Source organism: Neisseria arctica (assembly GCF_022870905.1).
GTDB lineage: Bacteria > Pseudomonadota > Gammaproteobacteria > Burkholderiales > Neisseriaceae > Neisseria > Neisseria arctica.
On sequence record NZ_CP091510.1, the window covers coordinates 1,624,278 to 1,649,870 of the forward strand.

25 protein-coding genes are annotated in these 25,593 nt (G+C 46.6%); 9 read left to right on the forward strand and 16 right to left on the reverse strand.

Going from position 1 to position 25,593, the window contains the following annotated elements; genetic code table 11:
* Positions 1-102: 102 nt before the first annotated feature.
* Positions 103-546, forward strand: a complete 444-nt coding sequence (locus tag LVJ86_RS07520) for a ProQ/FINO family protein (RefSeq protein ID WP_047760289.1) — start codon at positions 103-105, stop codon at positions 544-546.
* 285 nt (positions 547-831) lie between these two features.
* On the opposite strand, the gene LVJ86_RS07525 is transcribed toward LVJ86_RS07520, so the two are convergent.
* Positions 832-2,064, reverse strand: coding sequence for a D-alanyl-D-alanine carboxypeptidase family protein (locus LVJ86_RS07525; protein WP_047760290.1), 1,233 nt, complete (start codon positions 2,062-2,064; stop codon positions 832-834).
* Positions 2,065-2,368: 304 nt separating this feature from the next.
* On the opposite strand from LVJ86_RS07525, the gene ilvA reads away from it, so the two are divergent.
* Positions 2,369-3,892, forward strand: a complete 1,524-nt coding sequence (ilvA, locus tag LVJ86_RS07530) for a threonine ammonia-lyase, biosynthetic (RefSeq protein ID WP_047760291.1) — start codon at positions 2,369-2,371, stop codon at positions 3,890-3,892.
* A gap of 77 nt (positions 3,893-3,969) precedes the next feature.
* On the opposite strand, the gene LVJ86_RS07535 is transcribed toward ilvA, so the two are convergent.
* A complete protein-coding gene (locus tag LVJ86_RS07535) occupies positions 3,970-5,064 on the reverse strand; it encodes a metallophosphoesterase (protein WP_414629252.1) in 1,095 nt (364 codons plus the stop codon).
* Positions 5,065-5,319: 255 nt separating this feature from the next.
* The gene (gene gloB, locus LVJ86_RS07540; protein WP_047760292.1) at positions 5,320-6,075 is read right to left on the reverse strand and encodes a hydroxyacylglutathione hydrolase; all 756 of its coding nucleotides are present in this window, start codon (positions 6,073-6,075) and stop codon (positions 5,320-5,322) included.
* 207 nt (positions 6,076-6,282) lie between these two features.
* Here gloB and LVJ86_RS07545 point away from each other — a divergent pair, with 207 nt between their 5' ends.
* Both LVJ86_RS07545 and LVJ86_RS07550 read left to right on the forward strand, forming a co-directional pair.
* Positions 6,283-6,483 carry a hypothetical protein gene (locus tag LVJ86_RS07545; RefSeq protein WP_047760293.1) on the forward strand — a complete coding sequence of 67 codons (201 nt, stop codon included), beginning with the start codon at positions 6,283-6,285 and terminating at the stop codon, positions 6,481-6,483.
* 39 nt (positions 6,484-6,522) lie between these two features.
* The gene (locus tag LVJ86_RS07550) at positions 6,523-6,945 is read left to right on the forward strand and encodes a DUF4124 domain-containing protein (RefSeq protein WP_047760294.1); all 423 of its coding nucleotides are present in this window, start codon (positions 6,523-6,525) and stop codon (positions 6,943-6,945) included.
* Between the two features lie 88 nt (positions 6,946-7,033).
* Here the strand turns inward: LVJ86_RS07550 and mpl are convergent, their stop codons facing one another.
* The 5 genes from mpl to dapF all read right to left on the reverse strand — a co-directional run bounded on the left by mpl (position 7,034) and on the right by dapF (position 11,822).
* Complete coding sequence (gene mpl / locus LVJ86_RS07555) at positions 7,034-8,410, reverse strand: UDP-N-acetylmuramate:L-alanyl-gamma-D-glutamyl-meso-diaminopimelate ligase (RefSeq protein ID WP_047760295.1); 1,377 nt, start codon at positions 8,408-8,410, stop codon at positions 7,034-7,036.
* Between the two features lie 229 nt (positions 8,411-8,639).
* Positions 8,640-9,572: a cysteine synthase A gene (gene cysK / locus LVJ86_RS07560; RefSeq protein ID WP_047760296.1), complete on the reverse strand. Its 933-nt coding sequence runs from the start codon at positions 9,570-9,572 to the stop codon at positions 8,640-8,642.
* Between the two features lie 141 nt (positions 9,573-9,713).
* Positions 9,714-10,316, reverse strand: a complete 603-nt coding sequence (locus LVJ86_RS07565; protein WP_047760297.1) for a hypothetical protein — start codon at positions 10,314-10,316, stop codon at positions 9,714-9,716.
* Position 10,317: 1 nt separating this feature from the next.
* Positions 10,318-10,974 carry a DUF484 family protein gene (locus LVJ86_RS07570; protein ID WP_047760298.1) on the reverse strand — a complete coding sequence of 219 codons (657 nt, stop codon included), beginning with the start codon at positions 10,972-10,974 and terminating at the stop codon, positions 10,318-10,320.
* Positions 10,974-11,822 carry a diaminopimelate epimerase gene (gene dapF / locus LVJ86_RS07575; protein WP_047760299.1) on the reverse strand — a complete coding sequence of 283 codons (849 nt, stop codon included), beginning with the start codon at positions 11,820-11,822 and terminating at the stop codon, positions 10,974-10,976. Before dapF ends, LVJ86_RS07570 begins: the two co-directional genes overlap by 1 nt.
* Positions 11,823-12,285: 463 nt before the next feature.
* Here dapF and LVJ86_RS07580 point away from each other — a divergent pair, with 463 nt between their 5' ends.
* From LVJ86_RS07580 to LVJ86_RS07595, 4 genes are all read left to right on the forward strand, one after another.
* Positions 12,286-12,627 (forward strand): TonB family protein, encoded by a 342-nt coding sequence (locus tag LVJ86_RS07580; protein ID WP_053008295.1) that lies wholly within the window; start codon positions 12,286-12,288, stop codon positions 12,625-12,627.
* A gap of 214 nt (positions 12,628-12,841) precedes the next feature.
* The gene (locus tag LVJ86_RS07585) at positions 12,842-13,330 is read left to right on the forward strand and encodes a hypothetical protein (RefSeq protein ID WP_047760300.1); all 489 of its coding nucleotides are present in this window, start codon (positions 12,842-12,844) and stop codon (positions 13,328-13,330) included.
* 232 nt (positions 13,331-13,562) lie between these two features.
* On the forward strand, positions 13,563-14,666 hold the full coding sequence (gene mnmA, locus LVJ86_RS07590; RefSeq protein ID WP_047760301.1) for a tRNA 2-thiouridine(34) synthase MnmA: 1,104 nt from the start codon (positions 13,563-13,565) through the stop codon (positions 14,664-14,666).
* A gap of 77 nt (positions 14,667-14,743) precedes the next feature.
* Positions 14,744-16,417: an AMP-binding protein gene (locus LVJ86_RS07595; protein ID WP_047760302.1), complete on the forward strand. Its 1,674-nt coding sequence runs from the start codon at positions 14,744-14,746 to the stop codon at positions 16,415-16,417.
* 252 nt (positions 16,418-16,669) lie between these two features.
* Here the strand turns inward: LVJ86_RS07595 and LVJ86_RS07600 are convergent, their stop codons facing one another.
* From LVJ86_RS07600 to LVJ86_RS07635, 8 genes are all read right to left on the reverse strand, one after another.
* Positions 16,670-17,854, reverse strand: coding sequence for an LD-carboxypeptidase (locus LVJ86_RS07600; RefSeq protein WP_047760303.1), 1,185 nt, complete (start codon positions 17,852-17,854; stop codon positions 16,670-16,672).
* Between the two features lie 25 nt (positions 17,855-17,879).
* Positions 17,880-18,293: an HIT family protein gene (locus tag LVJ86_RS07605; RefSeq protein ID WP_047760304.1), complete on the reverse strand. Its 414-nt coding sequence runs from the start codon at positions 18,291-18,293 to the stop codon at positions 17,880-17,882.
* A 152-nt stretch (positions 18,294-18,445) separates the two neighbouring features.
* Positions 18,446-18,883 (reverse strand): ribonuclease HI, encoded by a 438-nt coding sequence (gene rnhA, locus LVJ86_RS07610; RefSeq protein ID WP_047760305.1) that lies wholly within the window; start codon positions 18,881-18,883, stop codon positions 18,446-18,448.
* Between the two features lie 65 nt (positions 18,884-18,948).
* Positions 18,949-19,677: a YebC/PmpR family DNA-binding transcriptional regulator gene (locus LVJ86_RS07615; protein WP_047760306.1), complete on the reverse strand. Its 729-nt coding sequence runs from the start codon at positions 19,675-19,677 to the stop codon at positions 18,949-18,951.
* Between the two features lie 328 nt (positions 19,678-20,005).
* Positions 20,006-21,388, reverse strand: a complete 1,383-nt coding sequence (gene pntB / locus LVJ86_RS07620) for a Re/Si-specific NAD(P)(+) transhydrogenase subunit beta (RefSeq protein ID WP_047760307.1) — start codon at positions 21,386-21,388, stop codon at positions 20,006-20,008.
* A 519-nt stretch (positions 21,389-21,907) separates the two neighbouring features.
* A complete protein-coding gene (locus LVJ86_RS07625; RefSeq protein WP_053008296.1) occupies positions 21,908-22,660 on the reverse strand; it encodes a hypothetical protein in 753 nt (250 codons plus the stop codon).
* Between the two features lies 1 nt (position 22,661).
* The gene (locus LVJ86_RS07630; RefSeq protein WP_047760308.1) at positions 22,662-23,090 is read right to left on the reverse strand and encodes a hypothetical protein; all 429 of its coding nucleotides are present in this window, start codon (positions 23,088-23,090) and stop codon (positions 22,662-22,664) included.
* 11 nt (positions 23,091-23,101) lie between these two features.
* Positions 23,102-24,640, reverse strand: coding sequence for a Re/Si-specific NAD(P)(+) transhydrogenase subunit alpha (locus LVJ86_RS07635; RefSeq protein ID WP_047760309.1), 1,539 nt, complete (start codon positions 24,638-24,640; stop codon positions 23,102-23,104).
* A 444-nt stretch (positions 24,641-25,084) separates the two neighbouring features.
* Between LVJ86_RS07635 and gloA the strand changes: the two genes are divergently transcribed.
* Positions 25,085-25,495: a lactoylglutathione lyase gene (gloA, locus tag LVJ86_RS07640; RefSeq protein WP_047760310.1), complete on the forward strand. Its 411-nt coding sequence runs from the start codon at positions 25,085-25,087 to the stop codon at positions 25,493-25,495.
* The last annotated feature ends 98 nt before the right edge of the window (positions 25,496-25,593 follow it).

Below are 25,593 nucleotides of genomic sequence, written 5' to 3' on the forward strand. Positions count from 1 at the left end.
TTTAGCCAAAACATTCAGTTTATACTACAATGCCGCCTAATCTATGAATGCACTGCAAAATGATAAAACGGCGTGCAAGTTGTTACCACAGGAAATACCGAAATGACTCAAGAAACCGCTTTGGGTGCGGCGCTGAAATCCGCTGTACAAACCATGAGCAAAAAGAAGCAAACCGATATGATTGCCGACCACATCTACAATAAATTCGATGTGTTCAAGCGTTTCAAACCTCTGGCTTTGGGTATCGACCAAGATCTGATTGCCGCCCTGCCCCAATTTGATCCCACCCTGATTTCCCGGGTTTTAGCCAACCACTGCCGCCGCCCCCGCTATCTGAAGGCACTGGCACGCGGTGGCAAACGCTTCGACTTAAACAACCGTTTCAAAGGCGAAGTCAGCCCGGAAGAACAAGCAATCGCCCAACAACACCCTGCCGTGCAACAAGCATTAGCAGCCCAAGCCGAGCGTAAAGCCGCCGCTGAAAATGCCCCTGCTGATGCAGCCAAAAACGAAGCCACTGCCGAAAACAGCAAATCGGCCGAATAATCTTAAAGTATCCGACACTTAGATTTTTATAACAATACGATTAACTGTTATACCGGATCTCTGACAGCTAAACATAAAAATGCCGTCTGAAAGTTTTCAGATGGCATTTTTATGTTTGCCGGCCCTTAAAACAGCACTTTACGGCCACTTTCATCAGTATTTATCAAATTTGCCGGCCATCATTAATTTTAAAAAAATCATAACCTTAAAATATAAAAAATCCTCCGCTTCTCACGAGGCGGCGGATTTTTTTATCACGCAAAAACTTATACGGTTCGATAAGCTTTATTCATCTGCAAACAGATTCTTAAACCACAAAACAATGCTGTCATAAGCACGGCCGAACCAGCCTGCCTCTTCCACAGCATTCAGAGCGACAACATTTTTTTCGGCCAATACCTTACCGTTGCTCATAATCTTCAGCTTACCCAGCACCTGATCTTTTTGAATCGGTGCCAGCACTGGCTGCACGGTTTCCAATACGGGCTTGATATTACCGCCCTGCCCACGCGGAATCGTAATATAAGCATCAGAGGTAAAACCGACATTCACCGCATTGGCCGAACCCTTATACACTTTCAACTGGGAAATGGTTTGGTTGGCATCATACAATTTCGGCGTGTCGAAAGATTGCAAAGCCCAATTCAACAATTTGCTGCTTTCCGCTGCGCGGGATTCTTGGCTTTCAGTACCCACGACTACTGATACGACACGGCGGCCGTTGCGTTTGCTGGATGCCACCAAATTATAGCCCGCGCTGCTGGTGTGTCCGGTTTTCAAACCGTCTACGCTCGGATCGCGATATAGCAGCAAATTACGGTTAGGTTGGTCGATATTGTTATATTTAAATGATTTAATCGAATAAATCGGATAGTATTTGGGGAAATCATTGATAATCGCACCCGCCAAAATAACCAAGTCGTTCACACTGGTCAAATGGCCTTCTGCCGGCAAACCCGTGCTATTGAGAAAATGGGTTTTGGTCATCCCCAACCGTTTGGCTTCCGCATTCATCATATCGGCAAAACCTTCTTCGCTGCCGCCAATAGCCTCAGCCAAAGTAATGGCCGCATCATTGCCCGATTGAACAATTAAGCCTTTGATCAAATCACTGACACTGGCCGGCTTACGCGGCTCCAGAAACATACGCGAACCTTCCGCTTTCCAGCCCTTTTCCGATACGGTCAGCATTTGCTCGGGTTTGAGCGTACCATTTTCCAACGCTTTGAATGCCAAATAAGCAGTCATCAGCTTGGTAAGGGACGCAGGTTCTATTTGGTCGTTCAGGCCTTTTTCAGCAAGAATCTGGCCGCTTTGCAAATCTTTAATGACAAAAGCCGTGGCCGCAATTTCAGGTACTTGCGGTACGGCCTGTGCGGGAGCGGCAGCTTGGGTATTTGTAGCTGAAGCGGCTTGGGTTGCAGGAGCAGATGCCGCGGAAGCGGTATTTTCACCGGCTGCGATGACATGGCCGGACAATAAAGCGGCCACTACTAGGCCAAGCAATGTTTTTTTCATAGGAATCACGTTTCTCAAATCCAAACAGCAAATCAAAAGGCCGCCCGCTAGGCGGCCTGTCAAATCTAATGTACTTTAAAACCGCATCAGGAGGCATAAAAACGGCAAGCAGATAACTTACAAGGCTGATGCGGGGAGCAATCATAAACCATTCGAACGTTATGATAAGGACAAACATACGAACGGCTTGATTTTCCGACGGTATTATACCGTTAATTATTGCCCGGCCTAACATTTTTCTTGCTTTCAGGCGGCCTGCGGGGTATGGTTTTACCTTTGCTTACTTGTTTTTGCGCCAAATTCTATGAATACTCCGTCTTACCCCGAATACCTTACCCGTATCCTCACCGCATCGGTTTACGATGTTGCCGTAGAAACGCCGCTTGATCATGCCCGTATTTTATCGGCCCGCATGGGCAATCAAGTATTGCTAAAACGTGAAGATCTCCAACCCGTCTTTTCATTCAAAATCCGCGGGGCCTACAATAAAATGGCCCGACTGCCCAAAGCGGCGCTAGAGCGCGGCGTTATTACCGCAAGCGCCGGCAACCATGCACAAGGCGTTGCTTTATCAGCCCAACGTTTAGGCTGCCCCGCAACCATCGTCATGCCTGAAACCACACCGCAAATCAAAGTGGATGCAGTACGCAACCGCGGCGGCAACGTGGTTTTGAAAGGTGTTTCGTACAACGATGCCTACGACCATGCCATGACTTTAGTTGCCGAAAGCGGGCTGACCTACATTCCCCCTTTCGACGATCCCGACGTTATCGCGGGACAAGGCACTGTGGCCTTGGAGATCATCCGCCAAAACCCGGGAGAAATCGATGCTATTTTTGTTCCTATCGGCGGTGGCGGTTTGGCGGCCGGTGTGGCCGTTTTCCTGAAACAGGTGCGGCCTGAAATCAAAGTAATCGGCGTTCAAACCAATGATTCTTGCGATATGAAGCTCTCTATTGCCCAAGGAGAGCGGGTAGAATTAAAAGATGTCGGTCTGTTTTCAGACGGCACTGCCGTGAAGCTGGTGGGGGAAGAAACTTTCCGCCTGTGCCGTGATTTGCTCGACGATATCATTACCGTAGATACCGATGCGATATGCGGTGCCATCAAAGATATTTTCGATGACACCCGCAGCATTACCGAGCCGGCAGGTGCGTTAGCCCTGGCCGGACTGAAAGCCTATATTTCCCGCAATCAGGTACGTAACCAAACCCTGATTGCCGTCACCAGCGGTGCCAATATGAATTTCCACCGCCTCCGCCATGTTTCGGAACGCAGCGAACTGGGCGAGGGGAACGAAGGTATTTTTGCTGTTTCCATTCCTGAGAAACCGGGCAGTTTCTTGAAATTCATTAATATTTTGGGCAACCGGAATATCACCGAATTCAATTACCGCTACGGTGACGATACGGTTGCGCATATTTTTGTTGGTATCCAAACCGCAGGTACTCAGGATTTAGCCAAAATCAGCACCGAACTCACGGCCGCCGGTTTGCCCAATACCGACCTAACCAATGATGAAATAGCCAAAATCCATATCCGATATATGGTTGGCGGACGCACGCATAAAGTGGCTAACGAGCGTGTCGTTAGTTTTGAGTTTCCGGAACGTCCCGGTGCCCTGGCAAACTTCCTCAGCCACATGCAAACCGATTGGAATATTACTCTCTTTCACTACCGCAATCACGGCGCCGATTACGGTAGGGTTTTAGTCGGAGTGGATGTTCCGCAAGAGGATGACGAAGCTTTTAATTCTTTCCTCAATAATCTTGGTTACGTGTATCAAAATGAAACGGATAATGCCGCCTATAAAATGTTTTTAGCATAATCTGTTTTCCAAATCATAAAATATGCCGCCTGAAAATTTTCAGACGGCATATTTTTTTATTAATCACAAATTATAACTTAGTGTGCGCTCACGCTATTCTTACCCGACACCTCAATCACCACCACTTCGGCTTGCGAGCCGAGACGAAAAGGTACACCCCAAAATCCGAATCCGGAGGTAACAAAAAAGTGACCGTTGCCAATTTGTTGGTAACCGTAAGCTACCCGGTTCAGCTGGCGCACAATCCAGTTAGCCGGCGCGATCTGGCCGTTATGCACATGCCCCGATACTTGAATATCTATGGGAAGTTGGCTGTGAAGATCAATTTCAGTCGGACGGTGATCCATCAGCAATACAGGTAATGACGTATCTTGCCCCGCCAACAAAGCAGCCGTACTCGGGCGGCTATGATCAGAATCATCATTGCGCCCGACAACCAAAACTTTTCCACCTGCCACTTTGCTACTGTTGCGTAATACTTGAATGCCCGCTTTAGTGAGCTCTTGAACAATTTCACTCTGATGACCGAACAAATCATGGTTGCCCAATGTGGCATACACACCAAGCGGAGCTTGCAGCTTGGCCAAAGCCGGCTGCATATTCTCGGCACGATAAGCAGCAACGTTATCATCCATCAAATCACCGGGCAGTAAAATAATATCTACCTTTTCGCGCCGCATAATTTCACTGAGTTTTTGCAACTGCCCTTTACCTACAAGTGCACCCAAATGCAAATCACTGGCAACACCGATACGCAACGGCTTGGCCAACGGTTTATCCAACACCACTTGGTAATGGCGAACTGCAGGCGTATAGGCGTTGTAAGCCGAGTAAGCCAAAAGACCAAGTAAAAACAAAGGAGCAAACACCCGTAGGCTTCGTGCCATAGGCTTTTGATCCAAAATTTTGCATAACAGCAGATAAAGAAGGAAGGTGACCAGTGCCGCATACATTACATAAAGCAGCAATACCATCCACAGTGCCGTCCAGCGGAATACCGCATGGCCGAGTTGCAGCAACAAACCTGCGATTAACAAATTAGTAACAACAAAAGCGCCCGCCATCAAGATCCGACGCCCCCGTACACCTATCTTGCCGGCCAACAACCATTGTAGGGAACGCCCTAAGCCGAAGGTAAACACCTGCATCAAAACGATTATTACCAACAACATAAAAATACGCACAATACCGCCTTTATTCTTCAAGAATAAAATATTATAAATCAATACGATTTTATCATACCCGATAATAAAACCGCTTATCGCCCAAGATAGTTATACGTATTTTGGCTTTAACCTTAGCAAACAACACATCGTCATAAAAATAAAAGCTGCCCTATTTTCAGACGGCCTTCAGTTAAAATCCTACGGCACTGCTACCGAAAACATTCCGCGCAGATCCGATTTATCCGCCGTGGTTTTGTAACACTAAAACTGATTTTTCAACGTTCTCATTGCCGTAAAGATAGCTGCGTCATCATCTTCATCCATTCCGGCCAAGTGTGAAACCCGCTCCCGCACAGCCTGTTCATTTACCCTTAAGAAAGGATTAATCTTCAGCTCGCGGCTTAAATATACGGGCAAAGTGGGCGTATTAACCGCATCGGATAAAGCTTGCCGTATATCCGTATTATCCGGTTCGATCCAAGCTGCAAACTTTAAATTGGCCGCCGTATATTCATGCGTCGGATAAAACAAAGTCTGCCCGGGCATAGCGCGATAACGTTGCAAACTCCTATAGAGCTGCTTAGCCGTTCCGCTGAAAACCCGCCCGCAACCGGCACTAAAAAGCGTATCCCCGCAAAAAACATATGTTTGCCCGCCCTCCTGCCATATATAGCCGATATGCTTATCGGTATGCCCGGGCGTTTCCCATACTTCGGCTATGCCGCCTGCAAAACCTATCTGGTCGCCCTCACCTACCTGGCAATCCGCTTCAATATCGGTATGACCGTATACCCGGCAATCGGGAAACTGCGCTTTTAAAGCAGCTACCCCGCCCGTATGGTCATGATGGTGGTGGGTAATCCAAATCTGAACCAACTCCAAACCATTGGCCTGCAAATAATCCGATACCGGCACGGCATCACCGGGATCAACGCACACGGCCTCTCCGCCACTTTTCAGCAACCAAATATAGTTATCCTGCAATGCGGAAATAGGAACAATCTCTACCACTGCCATCCCTCCAAAATATATCTGATACGAACCATCATAAAGACGATTATCTGCAGATACAAGCATATGGCCGTCTGAAATATTATTCAGACGGCCATGATATTTACACAAAGCAGCATCAGTCTTATAGAAAAAGTAATAAAATAGTTTTTATAATTGGTTTTATCACCGTTTTTTCGGATAAAACTGATTGCAAAACAAACGGGAGCCTTTATGGAAAAAGAAAAAATTTACTATGCTGTAATCATTTTGATTTCAGCTGTTTCCATCTTACTCAGCCCGTTTGTATACGCCCGTAAGGGACGCCCTACCGCAAACGGCCAACGTATGCCTACTCACTGGCGAATCATATTTATCAGCAACATCGCCGCCGTTATTATTCTTTTGGCCGCATGGTGGTTTTGGTTTCGCTAAGCCCGAACCGACGGTTACAACCAACGGAAAACAATTTTTATGAAACGATTTACCCTTCTGTGTATCAGCCTGTTAACCGCTTCGTACGGCAATGCCGCTACAGTTTACGAATGTACAAGCGCCAACGGCCAACGTATTTATACACAATCCCCAGGCAAAAACTGCCAAAAAGCCAACTTAGGCAAACCTGAGGTTTACTCTTCTCTTCCGATAAACGCTTACAATAACCAAGCCGCTTCAAACGAAAATGAAGCCGTCACGGCAGAAGCCCAAGAGTCCAACCAAGTCAGCTTGGCGCGACAAAATTTGTCAGAGGCACAAAAAGCATTGGCTGAAGGCAAAAAAGTACGCTACGGTAACGAACGTAACTATGCCCGTTACCAACAGCGTATTGGTGATTTGGAGGCCGCCGTCAAACGGGCCGAAGAACAGCTCAACCAAAGCCTGGGCGTTATCCGCTAGATTACCATCAGATTACTGCAAACAATAGCCGTTAGAAAAAAGGCCGTCTGAAAACAATTTTTTCAGACGGCCTTTTTTATACCGTTAATTAGCGCAAACCGGATAATAATTTCTCGTGTATCCCGCCGAATCCACCATTACTCATCACTAAGATATGATCTCCGCTGCGCGCTTGGGCAACAATATCGGCCACGAAAGCATCAAAATCTCTACCTACGTGCAGCTTGTCTCCCAAAGGCGACAAAGCATCCGCTACGTCCCAATCCACTCCGCCGGCATAACAGAATACTAAATCCGCTTCTGCCAAACTTGGCGGCAAAGCCGCTTTCATCGTGCCTAGTTTCATCGTATTCGAACGCGGCTCCAAGACAGCCAAAATACGCGCATCGCCCACCCGTTGGCGCAAACCTGCCACCGTAGTGGAAATCGCCGTCGGGTGATGGGCAAAATCATCATAAACGGTTACGCCTTTCTCCACCCCTTTGCATTCCATACGGCGCTTCACATTTTTGAATGCACTCAACGCTTCGCACGCCGTAGCCACATCCACGCCCACATGACGGGCAGCAGCGATTACGGCCAACGCATTCATGCGGTTGTGCTCACCCATCAGCTGCCAGGCAATATGCCCCATTTTTTCATTGTGCAGGAATACGTCAAACGAGCCGTCTGCCGCAACATTTTGTACATGCCAGCCGTCGGCGGTTCCAAAAAACTCAACCGGAGTCCAAGCGCCTTTGTCTAAAGTTGTACGAACATTAGCTTCAACCCCGTTGGCAACAACCAAACCCTCCCCCGGAACCGTGCGCATTAAATGGTGAAACTGCGTTTTCACCGCATCCAAATCCGCAAAAATATCGGCGTGATCGAATTCCAAATTGTTTACCACACAGGTACGCGGGCGGTAATGCACGAACTTACTGCGTTTATCAAAAAAAGCCGTATCGTATTCATCTGCCTCAATCACAAAAAAAGGCGATACGCTGTTTGCATCCAGCCGCGGAGCGCCGGGCAAACGGGCCGACACGCTAAAATTCTGCGGCACACCCCCGATCAGAAAGCCGGGAGCCAAGCCCGCGTATTCCAGCACCCAAGCCAACATACTGGCCGTTGTCGTTTTGCCGTGCGTACCGGCAACACCTAATACCCAACGGTGATGAAGCACGTTTTCGGCCAGCCATTGCGGACCGGAAATATAAGGCAGATTCTGATTTAAAACCGCCTCGATAACCGCCATGCCGCGCTTTGCAACATTACCGATTACAAAAACATCCGCTTTGAAATGCTGCAATTGTTCGGCATCAAAACCTTCATGCACCTCAATCCCCAATGATTCCAACTGGGTGCTCATCGGCGGATACATTTTGGCATCACAGCCGGTTACTTTAAACCCGGCCTCTTTGGCAATCGCCGCCAAACCGCCCATAAACGTACCGCCGATACCAATAATGTGAATATGTGTCATGATGCCGTCAATAAAAATAAAAACGTATTATAACGAAATAGGATATTTATAGGAATGGCAACCGCCCGGGGCCGAGGAATCAAGCATCTTAACCGGTTTATATCATCAGAAACCCTTAGTCTGCCGCTTTACAAAAACCTAATAATACAAAGGCCGTCTGAAGCTATTTTCAGACGGCCTTTGGCTTAAAACAATATTAGCAATCGTAATCTTAATGCTTAATCAAGCATCACACCAAATCGGCGAACAAGGGAGTAGACAAGTAACGCTCCCCATAAGAAGGAATAACAACGACAATCAATTTGCCTTTATTTTCCGGTTTTTTCGCCAGCTCCAATGCGCTCCAAACCGCCGCACCTGAAGAAATACCAACCAAGATACCCTCTTTTTCAGCCACTGCGCGTGCAGTTGCAAAAGCAGCTTCATTTGGCACTTGGACAATACTGTCGTACACATCTGTATTCAATACTGCCGGCACAAAACCCGCACCAATACCCTGAATCGGATGTGGACCTTTTTGACCGCCGCTCAATACCGGAGAAGCTTCAGGTTCAACGGCGACAATCTGTACTTCAGGCTTGCGCGCTTTCAATACTTCGCCCACACCGGTAATCGTACCACCGGTTCCCACGCCGGATACGAAGATATCTACTTGTCCGTCTGTATCGCGCCAAATTTCTTCGGCCGTTGTTTCACGGTGTATTTTCGGATTAGCCTCGTTATCAAACTGGCGAGGCATGAAATAAGTATCGGGATTTTCCTCTACCAAAGCATGTGCTTTAGCAATCGCACCGCCCATGCCTTCTGCTGCGGGGGTGAGAATCAGTTCGGCACCAAAAGCACGCAACAGCATACGGCGCTCTTTACTCATGCTCTCGGGCATGGTGATGGCCAGTTTATAACCGCGGGCAGCACACACCATCGCCAAACCGATACCGGTATTACCGCTTGTTGCCTCTACAATCACGGTATCTTTAGTGATTTGTCCGGCTTTCTCAGCCGCATCAATCATGGCAATCGCAATACGGTCTTTCACACTACTGCCCGGATTGAAAAATTCCAGTTTGGCCACTACGCGGGCTTCCAAACCCTCTGTCAAACGGTTAAGCTCAACCAAAGGTGTGTTGCCGATTAAATCCGTAATGCTGTTTGCGATATTCATAAACTGACTCCTTTTAATAAACTTGTTTCATCATAACCCGAGGCCGTCTGAAAACTAAAGATTCATTGTTCACATGCTTACAACCAAAAGTTATAAATTAGCTTAACACTGCCTAAAAAACATTCCCGGGCCATGCCTTAATTAATATCGGATTTCCAACATGGTTTTCACCACGAAAGCCGTTTGCAGGAAAAAAGCCAATAACAAACCCGCATGAAGCTGACGGCTGCTGAAAAAATTAGCCGGCATTCCAACGATAATACTGCGGTGGAAATAAAACAGCAGCATGAGCACTACCTGCATACACACCCAATAAACCGGTTCCAACCAATAAAGATGCAACAGCCCTGCCGATACATAAGGTGTCAAACCCGTCGGATACCGGGAATAAACAATCAAAGCCAACACAAGCCAAACAAAGCTCAACAACGCACCGCTGACGGCAAACAAGCTCAAGAATGGATTGCCTCCTTCGGCATACCAGCCCGAGCCCTGCGGTATTTTTTTCCAACGGTTGACAAAAAAGAATATGCTGCCCAAAACAATATAAAAATGCGGCATATAAGCGGTGCTCAAATGCGTAATTCCCCATATGCCCGGCAATAGTCGTGCTCCGATGAAACCGAAGCCCAACCATAACACAATACTTGCCCAAAGCCATTGAAATTCGCCCGCTTTATAAGCCGCCACCACAAATACGGCGATATAAACCGCCAAAAACCATAAACCGATATTGGCTGCCATCTTAGCGGTAACCCATCATACGTGATAACAATACTCCGACAGCTTGTGCCAATTGCGACACCCACTCTGTCGACAAATCCGCACTGAAACGGCCGACATCTTCATCTGCCAATAACAGCAAGCCTCCTGTCTGCCCGCCGATCAATAGGGGCAATTGTAAAAAGCTTTCCAATACGGCGTTTGAGTCATTATTCAGCAGACTCCTCAACTCAGGCTTAATCTTACCGCCCGCCTCCACTTTTTCGAGAGCGGCAACCGCTGCGCCGGCTTTACTGTCACGCATAATCTTCAACCCTCCGGGCACACGTGCTTTATTTACAGGTTCGGCAATCAATACCAGCCGCATATAACGTATCCCGAAATCCTCTGCAAGAGACTGATAAAGCGCATCGGCCGCCTGTTTAACCGTATTGGCGGCAAGCAGCTTTAGATTCAAAGCAAACAGTTTGTTCATCGTCGCATGATTGGCCTGGGCATCATCTAACATCACTTCAACTTGTTTAGCCATTTTTTTGATTTTCTGCTGTGATGCGGCCATCTGCGCCTGTGCAAACGAACGTACCTTATCATCATGCATACGCACGCCTAATATATTGGCGTGTTCTGCCAAAAATTCAGGGTGTTCCTGTAAAAAACTTAAAACGCTTTTCTTATCCATTAATATTGCAACTCGCCCTCAAATACGGTTTCCGCAGGCCCTGTCATCAAAACATTGCTTCCGGGCTGCCACTCAATAAACAAATCACCGCCGGGCAAACTGACCTTCACAGGAGCACCGGCTTTAAGCAGCCCTAAGCGCACACCGGCCACCACTGCTGCACAAGCACCCGTACCGCAAGCTTGGGTTTCTCCCGTGCCGCGTTCAAAAACACGCAAACGGATATTCTGCTCATCCAATACCTGCATAAAGCCGACATTTACGCGCTCCGGAAACTGTTCATGCGATTCAATCGCCTCTCCCCACTTGGCTACCGGCGCATTTTGTATATCATCTACCAAAATAACCGCATGCGGGTTTCCCATATTGACACAACTGACCGGAATCGACTCCAGCCCTACCAAAACGATATGGGTCAATGCCTCTTCCTGCTCTCCTCCAGCCGCTACAAACGGAATGTCGGCAGGCGCAAATCGGGGTTGCCCCATATTGACGGTAACCAAACCATTTTCCAATAATTTGGGAACAATAATACCGCGGGCGGTTTCTACTTGTATTTCATGCTTATCCGTTAAACCTTTATCCACCACGAAACGTACAAAACAACGCGCACCGTTTCCGCACTGTTCAACCTCACCGCCATCGGCATTAAAAATACGGTAACGGAAATCTACTTCTGGCAAATCCGTTTTTTCCACTACCAGCAGCTGATCGAAACCTACTCCTGTATAGCGGTCAGACCATTTTGCCAGCGGTGCCAGCAAAGGATCGAAATCTTGTACAGTAGCATCCACTACCATGAAATCGTTACCCAACCCGTGCATTTTGGTAAATTTTAAGGTTTTCATTGCTATGCTTTCATGAGTTGCTCCGCGATGGAGACAACAATAAATCTGTATATAGTAAGTTCGAAATATGATTTTAACGCAGAACCCATACCGTCGATAGTATTACCATTACCGCCATAGTTTTCCGCATCTCTTTAGCCTTCTCAAATACTCTACCCCAATTTACCCGATTACCATTGGAACTTTTTTACCACACCGCACCAAATAACCCCTTGGCATAATTAAATAAAATTAACCATTGTTTTTAATAAAAATTAAATTAATTAAAAAATTTAACAAAATGCATAAATTTACCGACTATCCATAAAAAAGTCCGCCTATCCGGTATTTTTGACATTTCCTTATTGAATTTACTGTTAGAAATAAGCACAATAATCACAAACACAAAAACAAAGCTAATATTCTAAACTGAATATAGTTAAATAAATAATTATTTAAGCACTTTACGATAAGGAATTCGATTATGACACGCCGTATTTTTGCTTCTTTCGCGTTAACCGCTGCTCTATTGGCTGCTCACTTACCGGCCGCCGCATCCGAACTTCGTTTTTATCAAAAAACCTCCCAAGCAACTGCGCCGATTACCGGCCAAGTCATCATGCGTCTGACTATCGGCACAAACGGTCAAACCAGCAATGTGCGTGTTATCCGCACAAGCGGTTCTCAAGCCATTGATGCGGCGGCCGTAAGCTGGATGGAAAAAGAAATCATGCAACCTGTGCATGTAAACGGCGAACCACGTGAATTCAGTATTGTGAAAGAAATCAACTTCTCCGGTAACGGTTTGCAGCTTACTATGAAATAAACTTCTTAACCTTCCGTCTGTACCTTTATAAAGCACGTTTAAAATTATTTAAGCGTGCTTTTTTGTTGCAAAACTTCCGCATCAAAACCATACCCCAAACCGGTTTTACCCTACCTAACCATTGTCTCTCCCAAATCGCGTTATACTGTCGGCAGAATGATGCCGGATAAACTCTACCTCCCGGCTGCAACCAACCTTCTGCAGAAAGCGTATCATGAAAAAACTGGCTTACATCGCCCCTTTGGCTCTGTTATTAGGAGCCTGCTCCGTAGGTACCCCCGGAATGTCTGTCGGCATCGGACTAGGTACGAATATCGGCAGCAATGTCGGTCTCGGTACCAGCATCAACATCCCGGTCGGCTTCGATAAAAACCGTTCGGCTGAAAAAAGTAACGGCGGCATCAATGTGATAGAAGAGCAAATCGTTACCTACTTCGATGCGCGAGGCAATACTTCCGACAGCCCAGTTAAGGGTGGTTATTACCGCCAACTAATCGGCAAGCGGGGAAATGAATATACGGTTCAAGATTTCTACAGCGACCACAGCCGCAAACGCACCGACCCTTATATTCTGCCACGCAGCGAATTACTTAACTTCCGCGCCCATCCAACCGAAGGCACACTGACTACCTACGCTTATAACGGCAATATAATGCAACAGCAAACATTCAGTAACAACAAGCTTATCAGTGCCAAATATTAAGCGGCATTGCCAAAACTAAGCCGGGTATTCGGCATATATTTGATAACACCGCCATCCGTAAACCCTATATAAGGCCGTCTGAAAACTGCTTTCAGACGGCCTTATAGTTTTCCACTTGCCCGCAGCTCAAATCCGCCCGACAAGTTTCAATTATGATAAAATTGCAACTTGTCAAACTCTTTCAGACGGCATCAAATAAGTCAGCACTGCCGTCCCGATACGATTGCATATCATGCACCATCAAAATACCCCTCAAAACATCATCGTCGGCCTATCCGGCGGTGTAGATTCATCCGTTACCGCCTATTTGCTCAAACAAGCCGGACACAATGTACGCGGCGTATTCATGCAAAACTGGGAAGATGACAACAACGACGAATATTGCAGCATTAAGGAAGACTCCTTAGATGCCATGGCAGTAGCCGATATCGTCGATATCGATATTGATATCGTTAACTTCGCCGCCCAATATAAAGACAACGTTTTCGCCTACTTCTTAAAAGAATACAGAGCAGGCCGTACTCCGAACCCTGATGTATTATGTAATGCCGAAATCAAATTCAAATGCTTTTTGGATTACGCAATCGAGCAAGGCGCGGATGTTATTGCAACCGGGCATTACGCCCGCAAAGAAATCCGCAACGGTGTACATTACCTACTCAAAGGTATCGACCAAAGTAAAGACCAAAGCTATTTTCTTTACCGCCTCCGTCCTTTCCAACTCGAACGCGCACTATTTCCCTTGGGCGACTTGGAAAAAACAGAAGTACGCCGATTGGCTACCGAAGCAAAACTGCCTACCGCCGCCAAAAAAGACAGCACGGGCATCTGCTTTATCGGAGAGCGTCCTTTCCGTGAATTTCTGCAAAAATACCTGCCCACTAATAACGGCAAAATGGTTACGCCCGAAGGCAAAGTCGTCGGCGAACATGTCGGCCTCACCTTTTATACACTCGGCCAACGCAAAGGTTTGGGTATCGGCGGAGCCGGCGAGCCTTGGTTTGTGGCGGGCAAAAATCTGGCTACTAACGAGCTGGTAGTAGTACAAGGACACGACCATCCTCTGCTTTTGAGCAACAGCTTGGTTATGAACGACTTAAGCTTCACACTACCCGAACGTCCCGCCGAAGGGCGTTATACATGTAAAACACGCTACCGCATGGCCGATGCTGCATGTACTCTAGAGTATTTGGATAACGATACCGTCAAACTCACATTCGACGAACCGCAATGGGCAGTTACCCCCGGCCAATCCGCCGTATTGTATGACGGTGATATTTGCCTAGGCGGCGGTATTATCATTCAAACAGACAAACCGGTTATCCTAACCGCATAAAAATACCGGAGGCTGTCTGAAAAGTTTCAGACGGCCTCTATAACCACATTAATAAATCATTTGCAAAATATAAAAATATGGAAAAAATCTGGCTGAAAAGCTACGAACAAGGCGTATCGCCCGAAATCGATTTAAACCGTTACAACTCAATCATTGATGTGTTTGAGCAAAGCGTGAAAAAGTTCGGTAACCGTCCCGCTTTCCAAAACATGGGCAAAACCCTTTCGTATCGGGAAATGGACAAGCTGGTTACCGACTTCGCATCGTTTTTGCAAAACACGCTCAAATTACAGCAAGGCGACCGGGTGGCTATTATGATGCCCAACGTGCTGCAATACCCGATCGCCCTTTTCGGCTCATTAAAAGCAGGCCTTACCGTAGTAAACACCAACCCGCTTTACACCCCGCGCGAATTGGAGCACCAGCTCAACGATAGCGGCGTAAACACCATCATTGTTTTGGAAAACTTCGCCAATACTCTCGAATTGGTATTGCCGCGAACACAAATTAAAAACGTAATCATTGCAAATATCGGTGAAATGTTCGGCACTATCAAAGGTGCACTGATGAATTTTGTCATCCGCAAAATCAAAAAAATGGTGCCCGAATACCGCATTGCCAATACTATTAATTTTCAGACGGCCTTAAAACAAGGGGCGGAGCACCACTTCACCCCCATACCCTTGAATCGTGAAACCTATGCATTCCTGCAATATACAGGCGGCACGACCGGCGTGGCAAAAGGCGCGGTTTTAAGCCACGGCAATATTTGCGCCAATATGCTGCAAGGTGCCGAATGGATCCAAAACCAACTGCGCGATGGCGAAGAAACCGTTATAGCCGCCCTACCGCTCTACCATATTTTCGCCCTAACCATAAACCTGATGATTTTCACGCAAGCAGGGGCAAAAGTTATCCTGATTACCAATCCGCGCGATATGAAGGGCTTCATCAAAGAACTCAAGCAACACAAAATTAGCGTGTTTATCGGCGTCAATACATTATTTAACGGCTTGGTCAACCAGCCCGAATTTGCCGAAGTTGATTTCAGCCACCTAAAACTGACACTGGGCGGTGGTATGGCAACCCAAAAAGCCGTGGCCGAAAAATGGAAAGCCGTAACCGGCACGCCGATTGTAGAGGCTTACGGCCTAACAGAAGCCAGCCCCGGCGTATGCTGTAACCCATTGAATATTCCCGCCTATACCGGCAGTATCGGCCTACCGATACCAAGCACGGAAGTAGAGTTGCGTGATGCAAACGGCCAAGAAGTTCCCCGCGGCCAGCCGGGCGAATTATGGGTTAAAGGCCCCCAAGTCATGCAAGGATATTGGCAGCGGCCGGATGAAACCGCAAAAGCCATTGACGCGCGAGGTTTTTTGGAAACGGGCGACATTGCCGTTATGGATGAACAGGGCTGGTTGAAATTAGTCGACCGCAAAAAAGATCTGATTGTTGTTTCAGGATTTAACGTTTACCCAAACGAAGTGGAAGAGGTAGCCGCGCACCATGAAAAGGTGCTCGAGGTAGCTTGCATAGGCATACCAAGCGAAAAAACCGGCGAAGCCATCAAACTGTTTGTCGTCAAAAAAGACCCATCCCTCACCAAAGAAGAACTGATCGACTTCTGCCGTACCGAGCTTACTGCCTATAAGATTCCGAAAGATATCGAATTTCTTGACGAACTTCCCAAATCCAATGTAGGTAAAATCCTGCGCCGCGAATTACGCGATACGGCAATCAAGCATTAAAATATTTGTTAACCACTTTTACCAAATAAAAATGCCGTCTGAAAATTTTCAGACGGCATTTACATACAATATCTATTTTTATTATTCGGCAGGTCTAAAAACAGCAAAGCTATCAGATAGAAGATGATTTCATTGCAAAACAGCAATGACTGTTACGTTGTATGGTACATCTGAAACTTTGCAGCAAATAAATATAATGTTTATCGGTTTCATGAAAACCCAAAACCGTATTTCCCGTTTTGGGTTATCCGTTTATTCCTGAACAGAATCTTCCGTTACCGCCGATTCCATGAAATCAAAAACAGGTGGCGGCAGCAAAGTATTCAAACTTAACGAAGCCGCCTCCAGCACAGGATAGCCGCTGAAGCTCACAGAATAGCCGCCATTGCCCATACTTCGGATCTTGGCATGCGCACCCAAGGGGAAAGTCGCTTTATTCGTAATATGGCCAAACGGGAAGCCCGTCAGCACAGGTACACGCGCAACTCTCGATACCGTATTGACGACACTACTGAAATCATAGCTGCTGTCATATACATCACGGATCGTACCCATACGGAAATCGCCGAAAACGACCGCCCGCTGTTTCGACAAAATACCGGCTAGATGCAAAGTTTGCAACATACGCTCGATACGGTAGGGTTGCTCGCCCACATCTTCAAGAAAAAGAATGCCGCCGTTGATATCCGGCATATAAGGCGTGCCTGCCAAAGAAGCCAACACGCTGAGGTTCCCGCCCCACAAAGTACCTTCTACATTCACTTCCCGACGCTGTATTTCCGAAACAACAATGGTATTTTGAGGATTGGTCGCACCATTAATAAAGGCATCCATAGTATAGTTACTCAAACTTGGACGTCCGAACTCGCTATACACCATCGGCCCTGCAAAACTCAACACATTGCCTTTGGCCAATAATGCCAGCTGAACGGCACATACGTCACTGAAGCCGAAAAACATCGTGCCATGCTCACGCATCCGCGCACCTAAGCTGGCAAAATCAATAGCCGGCAACAAACGTGCCGCTCCGTAACCACCGCGCAAACCCATCAAAATTTTCGGCGTTGCCACCCTACCCGTAGCAACGTCTTGGAAATCCGCAATACGCTCGGCATCACTTCCCGCAAAACGCTGATAGCGGCGGTAACCCGCTTGCTGGTTCGTTACCGTAAATCCGGCATTATAGAGACGGGTCAAACCCGATTCGGTACGGCTGCCATTATCGGCAAAACCAGAAGGGGCGACAACACGCAAAACCGTATTACCGCTGCGCGAAGAGGTATTTTTTTTCGGCGGCACAGGTTGGGCTCCGGAAATATTGGGACGTTTGCCACTCTGAGGCTGGGCAGTGGTGCTACCGCATGCCTGCAACAAACCCGCACCCGCAACTGCGGCACCGGCTCGTAAAAGGTTGCGGCGTGAAGTTTGCCAAGTCATAACAATCCTTTTAGATAAATCTAGGTTAAAGTGATTCGAGCAACAGACGCTGCACCTGCCGGGGCCAATCTTCGGGCAACCGCACGGCTGCTTCGCGCCGAGGCTCCGCCCAAATAGGCGCGGGAAAATTGGCATCATCGGTAAAGCGGGCAATAACATGCCAATGCAAATGAGGCACTACATTACCCAAACTTGCCAAATTGATTTTGGCCGGACTGAATACCCGACGCATCGCCGCTTCGACACGATACACTATCTTCATGATTTCATCGCGCTGGGCAGGCTGTAAATCGGTCATCTCTGACACATGCTCCTGCCAAATGACACGGCAAAAAGCCGGAGCATTAGTTTCATCATGTACAGCAATAACACGCAAATTGTCGGTTTGCAGCAAAACATCTTCTTCTTGGGCCGTGCAAATGGGACAAACTGAACTCATGCGGACTCTCCATAGCCATATCCGAAAGATTTTAATCCTAAAGGCCGTCTGAATATATTTTCAGACGGCCTTTTAACTTAATTTTAAATTGGAGACCGCATTTTTTATCCTGGAATATACGCCGAACCAAATCAGGCTAGAATCCTTGCCCGCTAGGCATACTCTACTGCACCACGATTGGCCAAAGCATCGGCCTGCTCATTCTCGGCATGGCCGGCATGGCCTTTTACCCAAGTCCAATGCACGTCATGGCGCTGTACTTCGGCATCGAGTGCTTTCCATAGATCATCGTTCTTCACAGGCTTTTTAGCAGCGGTTTTCCAGCCGTTTTTCTTCCAACCGTAGATCCAACTCTCCATACCGTTTTTCACATATTGCGAATCGGTACAGATTTCTACACGGCAGGGGCGTTTCAAAGCTTTCAACCCCTCGATAACCGCCGTCAACTCCATACGGTTGTTGGTGGTTTGAGGCTCACCTCCGTAAAGTGTCTTTTCATGACTGCCGTAACGCATCACCACTCCCCAACCACCCGCACCCGGATTACCTTTGCAAGCACCGTCGGTATAGAGGTAAACGGTTTTATCCATGGTAAAAACCTAATACAACAGAGGTTCCAAGCAGCTTTTCCAAAGCAAAGCTCAAGCCGACGGCCTTATTCTTCAAACTGCAATACGGCAGAAGTGTAGACGTTTTGTACATCGTCCAAATCTTCGAGCGCATCAATCAGCTTTTGCATCTTTTCGGCATCTTCGCCGCTGAGCACGGTTTCGTTTTGCGCACGCATGGTAACGTCGCCATCTTCTGATTTGAAGCCTGCCGCTTCCAAAGCAGCTTTAATTTGCGCCCAATCGGCAGGACTGGTAACCACCTCGATTACGCCGTCTTCATCGGTAATGACATCTTCCGCACCCGCTTCCAAAGCAGCTTCCATCAAAGCATCTTCATCTGCATCGGTAAAGACCAAATAACCTTGGTGCTCGAAATTAAAGGCTACGCAACCATCAGTGCCGAGATTACCGCCATTTTTATTAAACGCATGGCGCACATCGGCCACGGTACGGGTTTTGTTGTCAGTCAGGCAGTCAACCATCAAGGCAGCACCGCCGATACCGTAACCTTCGTAACGCAATTCAATATAATCCGCGCCTTCAAGATTGCCGGTACCCTTATCAATCGCACGCTGTACGTTGTCTTTAGGCATATTGGCGTCCCACGCTTTATCCATCGCCAGACGCAAACGGGGATTGGATGCAGGATCGCCACCGCCCAAGCGGGCTGCAACGGTAATTTCTTTAATCAGTCGGGTAAAAATTTTGCCGCGTTTGGCATCTTGACGGGCTTTTTTGTGTTGGATATTCGCCCACTTACTATGGCCGGCCATATTTTCTTTCCTTCTTCGGAGGCAGCGCGAAAGCCGCTGCCTCAATTAATCTAAAAGGCGGATTTTAACATAAAAACGCAGTCGCTTTAAAAGAGCGGAAATTTTGATGAAACTTAACGCTTCCCAAAACCGGCACGTCGGCCCTCACGGCCAATCAAAATAACAGGATAATTTAAATCCTTATAAAACAAATAACTATATTACATAAAACAATCAGCCAAATATATTTTTATAATTTCCCAAGTAAGGGCTTTTTCGTGCCAACAGCCGAATAAAAGGCCGCCTGAAAAATTCAGACGGCCTTCTCTATGCTTTTCGGCAAAACAGATTATTTTTTCAATTCTGCCAAAATTTCATCTACCGTACCTTTGGCATCACCAAAACACATTACGCTGTTTTCATTAAAGAAAAGCGGATTTTGCACGCCGGCATACCCTGTATTCATCGAACGTTTGAATACCACAATCTCTTTGGCTTTCCAAACCTCCAGCACAGGCATACCCGCAATCGGCGAGTTTGGATCGGTTTGGGCGGCGGGATTAACGGTATCGTTAGCACCAATCACAAGCACCACATCGGTTTCAGGGAAATCATCGTTGATTTCATCCATTTCCAATACAATGTCGTAAGGCACTTTGGCTTCGGCCAGCAATACATTCATATGACCGGGCAAACGGCCTGCCACAGGATGGATGCCAAAGCGTACTTCCGTACCGTTTTTACGCAGCAAATCGGTAATTTCAGCCACAGGATATTGCGCCTGCGCTACAGCCATACCGTATCCCGGGGTGATAATCACACTTTGCGCACCTTTCAGCATTTCGGCTACTTCAGCAGGCTTCACCTCACGGTATTCACCCACTTCTTCGCTCCCTACCGCTGCACTACCGTCCGTACCAAAACCGCCGGCAATCACGGATATAAACGAACGGTTCATGGCCTTACACATGATATAAGACAAAATCGCACCGCTCGAACCCACCAGCGCACCAGTCACAATCAGCAAGTCGTTAGAGAGCATAAAACCTGCCGCGGCAGCCGCCCAGCCTGAATAAGAATTGAGCATGGATACCACTACCGGCATATCCGCTCCGCCGATAGATGCCACCAAATGCCAGCCGAAAGCCAACGCGATAATAGTCATCAAAATCAAGGCAAACCAGCTACCGTCAACGGCAACAAACACCAGCAGCAAAATAAAGGATACCGCCAACGCTGCCAGATTAAGCTTATGTTTGTGTGGTAATTGCAGAGGCTTGCTGCTGATTTTTCCGTTAAGTTTGCCAAAGGCTACGATCGATCCGGTAAAAGTTACCGCGCCAATAAAGATGCCTAGGAATACTTCAACCATATGGATGGTATGCATATCGGCGGAAACATCCCCCGGCTCGATAAAACTGTTAAAGCCCACCAAAACGGCAGCCAAACCCACAAAGCTGTGCAACAACGCAATCAGCTCGGGCATTTCGGTCATTTCGACTTTTTTGGCCCTGTAAATGCCGATAGCGGCGCCGATGCCCATTGCTACAACAATCCAGAACAAGCCCGAAGTCTGTTCGCTAAATACCGTGGCAAACAGCGCCACAGCCATACCGGCTACGCCGGAATAACAGCCCTGCTTGGCGGTTTCCTGTTTGGATAAACCCGCAAGGGCGAAAATAAATAAAATTGCGGCAACGATATAGGCCGCAGTAACCAAACCTAATGACATGGCAAATTTCCAAGAGTGAGAAAAATAAAAAATCAGGCTGTTTGAAAAGACTTAAGCAGGCATTATCAACATCAGCGGCTTTGGATGATCTTGTAGCCGTTTGCTCCGGCTTTTCCCGTTTTCGCACATAGAATTATCACCGCAGCGTACAATGTCTGCCCAATTAAGTAGATTTACCACATCAGCTTCCATTTTTTATCGGAAATTATGCCCGAATAAAAAAAACCAATGCGATGCCGCCGACTAACACAGCCAACGTAACAGCCATACCAATCCTTGCTGGGAGGCACTGTGTAGAAGTTCTTCCTTTATCATTTCGACCATCATTTTATGCTGTTGGCCCAAAGATTTATCCATTTCCTTTTTGTATATTGGAAACAATTCGCTCACTATCGTTTTGATATCTCGTCATCAGTTTCGCAATATTGACAACAAGGTTTTCAAGACGTTCGGCTACATAATCCAATCTGTCCATTAGCTATTCCTTTTATCTGATAAATACAGTATGGGCTTAAAAAATCAGCCGAAAGAGCGTGAAAAATTTCTTTGCTGTTCTTCATGCTGAACGGTTTGGCTTCCCCTCTCTGCCAATTCCCGCTGCCTGTCCTGTTCGATACTCAGACGGACTTTCTCCTCAAAGCTGGTCATCTCTTCAGAATGTTCCTCAATCACTTTTTTTGCATACGAACCATCGGTATCATTAATTAGCCCTTGAACCATGGCACTGACTTTGTCGAATGTGGATTGGCTTTGAGTGGGGTTTTGGGAATGCTTTTGCTCCCAATTTTGGCGAATCCGTTTTAATTCTTCCTCAGGAATCAGTAGGGAACCTTCTCCTGGAGTAAGGGCATTTCCTAAATCGGGGTCTCTTAAACCCATACCTTTTAATAAAGTAGAAGCAACCGAATTACTGTTTTCTCCTAAACCTAGTATGGGATATGGAATATTTCGGTTGTTAATTTCCTGCCCTATTGCATATCCTAAATTGAATTTACTCATAACTTCTTGATAGCTACCTTCAAAAACGACTTGTTGGTTTTGCGATGAATTATAGTAAAAACCCTCTACTTCCTTTTCATTGTAAACTCGTAGTCTATCTGATGGTAAGTAACCTATCGGCTTAATTTCCCCATCTTTTGACGTAGCAAGACCATTTAATTCATGTATGACGCGACCATTGGCATCCAATACAGCAATAAGATTATGCCCTGCAGTACCACCAATTAATGGTAATTGGGATTTGACAATTCTATAATTTTCATTACCTGCCATTTTAATTTTCTTTCTTGGTATCTTCAGTATCCTTTGATATTTGCTTATTAACTTTTAAAGAATCTACCCCTGACTGGGGAGATATAGTTATTTGATAAATGTGTTTTGCTCGACCGCTACCAGAACTTAACCCAGTAGCCCGCGTTAGTACATATCCATCATATTCACAAATATCTTTTTCAACCTGACAAGTCATTCCCATTTTAGAAACTATCGTTTGGATATTTTCAGCAGTCTTATTTCCTTTTAAGCGAGATAAAACTAAATTGCGTAGTTCTTCATCTCTTGGGGGAGTTGGAAAAGTTTTAGTTATCGACTCTTTGATTTCTCCTTCGGGTAAATTATCATAATTTACATACATTTTAGGGAAACCTAAGTCGCAACCCGAAACAAATACAGACAGCAGTAAAATTAAAGCAGCTTTTTTCATATTTAAACTCCCTATCCCTTGCGGAACATATTCAACATACGGCGGGTAACATAAAAACCGCCGAAAATATTGATGCTGGCAATCAACACCGCCACAAATGCCAAGAAAGAGACAAAACCGTTACCCTGGCCGATTTGCAATAACGCGCCGACCACAATGATGCCTGAGATAGCATTAGTAACCGACATCAGCGGAGTATGCAGCGAATGCGATACGTTCCACACAACGTAATAGCCAATCACGCAAGCTAATACGAATACGATGAAATGGTTGAGGAATGCTGCCGGAGCAACCGCCCCCATCCATAAAACCAATACCGCACCGATAACGGCAGGAGCCAGTTTTTTCCAAAGCGGCACAGGTGCCGGCTCGGGCTTGGTCGCCGGAGCGGCTTTAGCAGCATCTTGCTGAGGAGCGGCCGATACTTGAATAGCAGGTGGTGGGAAAGTAATTTCTCCATCACGGGTAACCGTCATATTGCGGATAATCACATCATCGAAGTTCAATTCGATTTCACCGTCTTTGTTCGGGCTCAACAGCTTGGTAAGATTCACCAAATTGGTGGCGTAAAGTTGCGAAGACTGCCCTGCCAAACGGTTGGCCATATCGGTATAGCCAATGATTTTTACGCCGTTATCGGTTACAAACAGCTCACCTGGTTTGGTTAATTCGCAGTTACCCCCGGTCGCCGCGGCCAAATCGACAATCACCGAGCCGGGCTTCATGCTTTCAACCATTTCACGGGTAATCAGCTTGGGAGCCGGTTTGCCCGGAATAGCGGCCGTAGTGATGATAATGTCGACTTCTTTGGCCTGCTCGGCAAAAAGTTTCATCTCGGCGGCGATAAACTCATCACTCATTACTTTCGCGTAACCATCGCCGCTACCGCCCGCTTCTTGCGGAAAATCTAATTTAAGGAATTGACCGCCCATCGATTCGATCTGCTCGGCTACCTCCAAGCGGGTATCAAATGCCTTAACAACCGCGCCCAAAGAATTCGCCGTGCCGATAGCCGCTAAGCCGGCCACACCGGCACCAATCACGAGTACTTGTGCCGGCGGTACTTTACCTGCAGCGGTAATTTGGCCGGTAAAGAAACGGCCAAACGCATTAGCCGCTTCAATAACGGCACGGTAACCGCTGATATTCGCCATTGAAGAGAGCGCATCTAAAGCTTGGGCACGAGAGATACGCGGCACCATATCCATTGCCAACACATTGACTTTTTTATCGGCCAACTTTTGCACCAGCTCGGGATTTTGTGCAGGCCACAAAAAGCCGACCAGCGTTTGCCCCGCCTGTAACAAATCCACTTCTGCATGATTAGGCGCATTGACTTTATAAATCAAAGAGCTTGACCATACTTCGGCTGTTTCGGCCACTACCGCACCGGCCTCTTGATAAGCTGCATCGTTTAAACTGGCAGCAGCACCTGCACCATGCTCCACTACTACATCGAATCCGAGTTTCTTCAACTGGATGACAGTAGCCGGTGTGGACGCTACACGGGTTTCACCTGCCAGAGACTCTTTTGGAATACCAATTCTCATCTCTTCAATCCTTTATTCATGAAAGAAAATAACAAAAAAAACAACAAAATTTAACATTATTTATGTTATAACCAATTTGCCATTGCAGTTCAATATACAAAAACAAAATATTGATACTTTAACAATACCCTTATCTTTGTTATTACTGTTTTATTTTGCATGCTGCTTTTGTGAAAACAAGGAATTAACAAATAAACAGGCCGTCTGAAAAATATTGTGTAACGGGATATTTTTGATGTTTTTCATATCGAAAATTTATCTGAATTACATCATGAAGCATAATCGGCTTGTTGTAATAATACAGAAATCAAGGCTATTTCCAGCCATACTTTGCAACTGCCGACTGCATCTGCAATTTTCTCAAAAACAACCAGATGTTATAAAATGATTATCCGGCAACCGTTTCAATCGGCCTGTTGACTATCTATAAAAAGGAACCAAACTATGCGAATGCTCCACACCATGCTGCGTGTCGGCAATCTCGATAAATCCCTAGCCTTTTACCAAGATGTACTCGGTATGAAACTGCTGCGCAAGCACGACTACCCCGAGGGCCGCTTCACATTGGCATTTGTCGGCTATGGTGAAGAATCCGGCCACACCGTTATTGAGCTAACCCACAACTGGGATACCGAAAGCTATGATTTGGGTAATGGCTACGGCCATATCGCCATCGAAGTGGAGGATGCTTACACCGCATGTGATGCGGTGCGTGCAAAAGGCGGTAAGGTTACACGCGAAGCCGGCCCTATGAAGCACGGCACTACGGTTATTGCCTTCGTAGAAGATCCGGACGGTTACAAAATCGAATTCATTCAAAAAAATTCCGGCAATGATTCTGTAAAATACGAATAATGCCGCTTCAAACTGCTTATGGTTTCAAACTCTGTTGTGCCTAACCCAGAATTAATTATTTGAATCATAAGCCTTTCCGAATTATAAAAAAGGCCGTC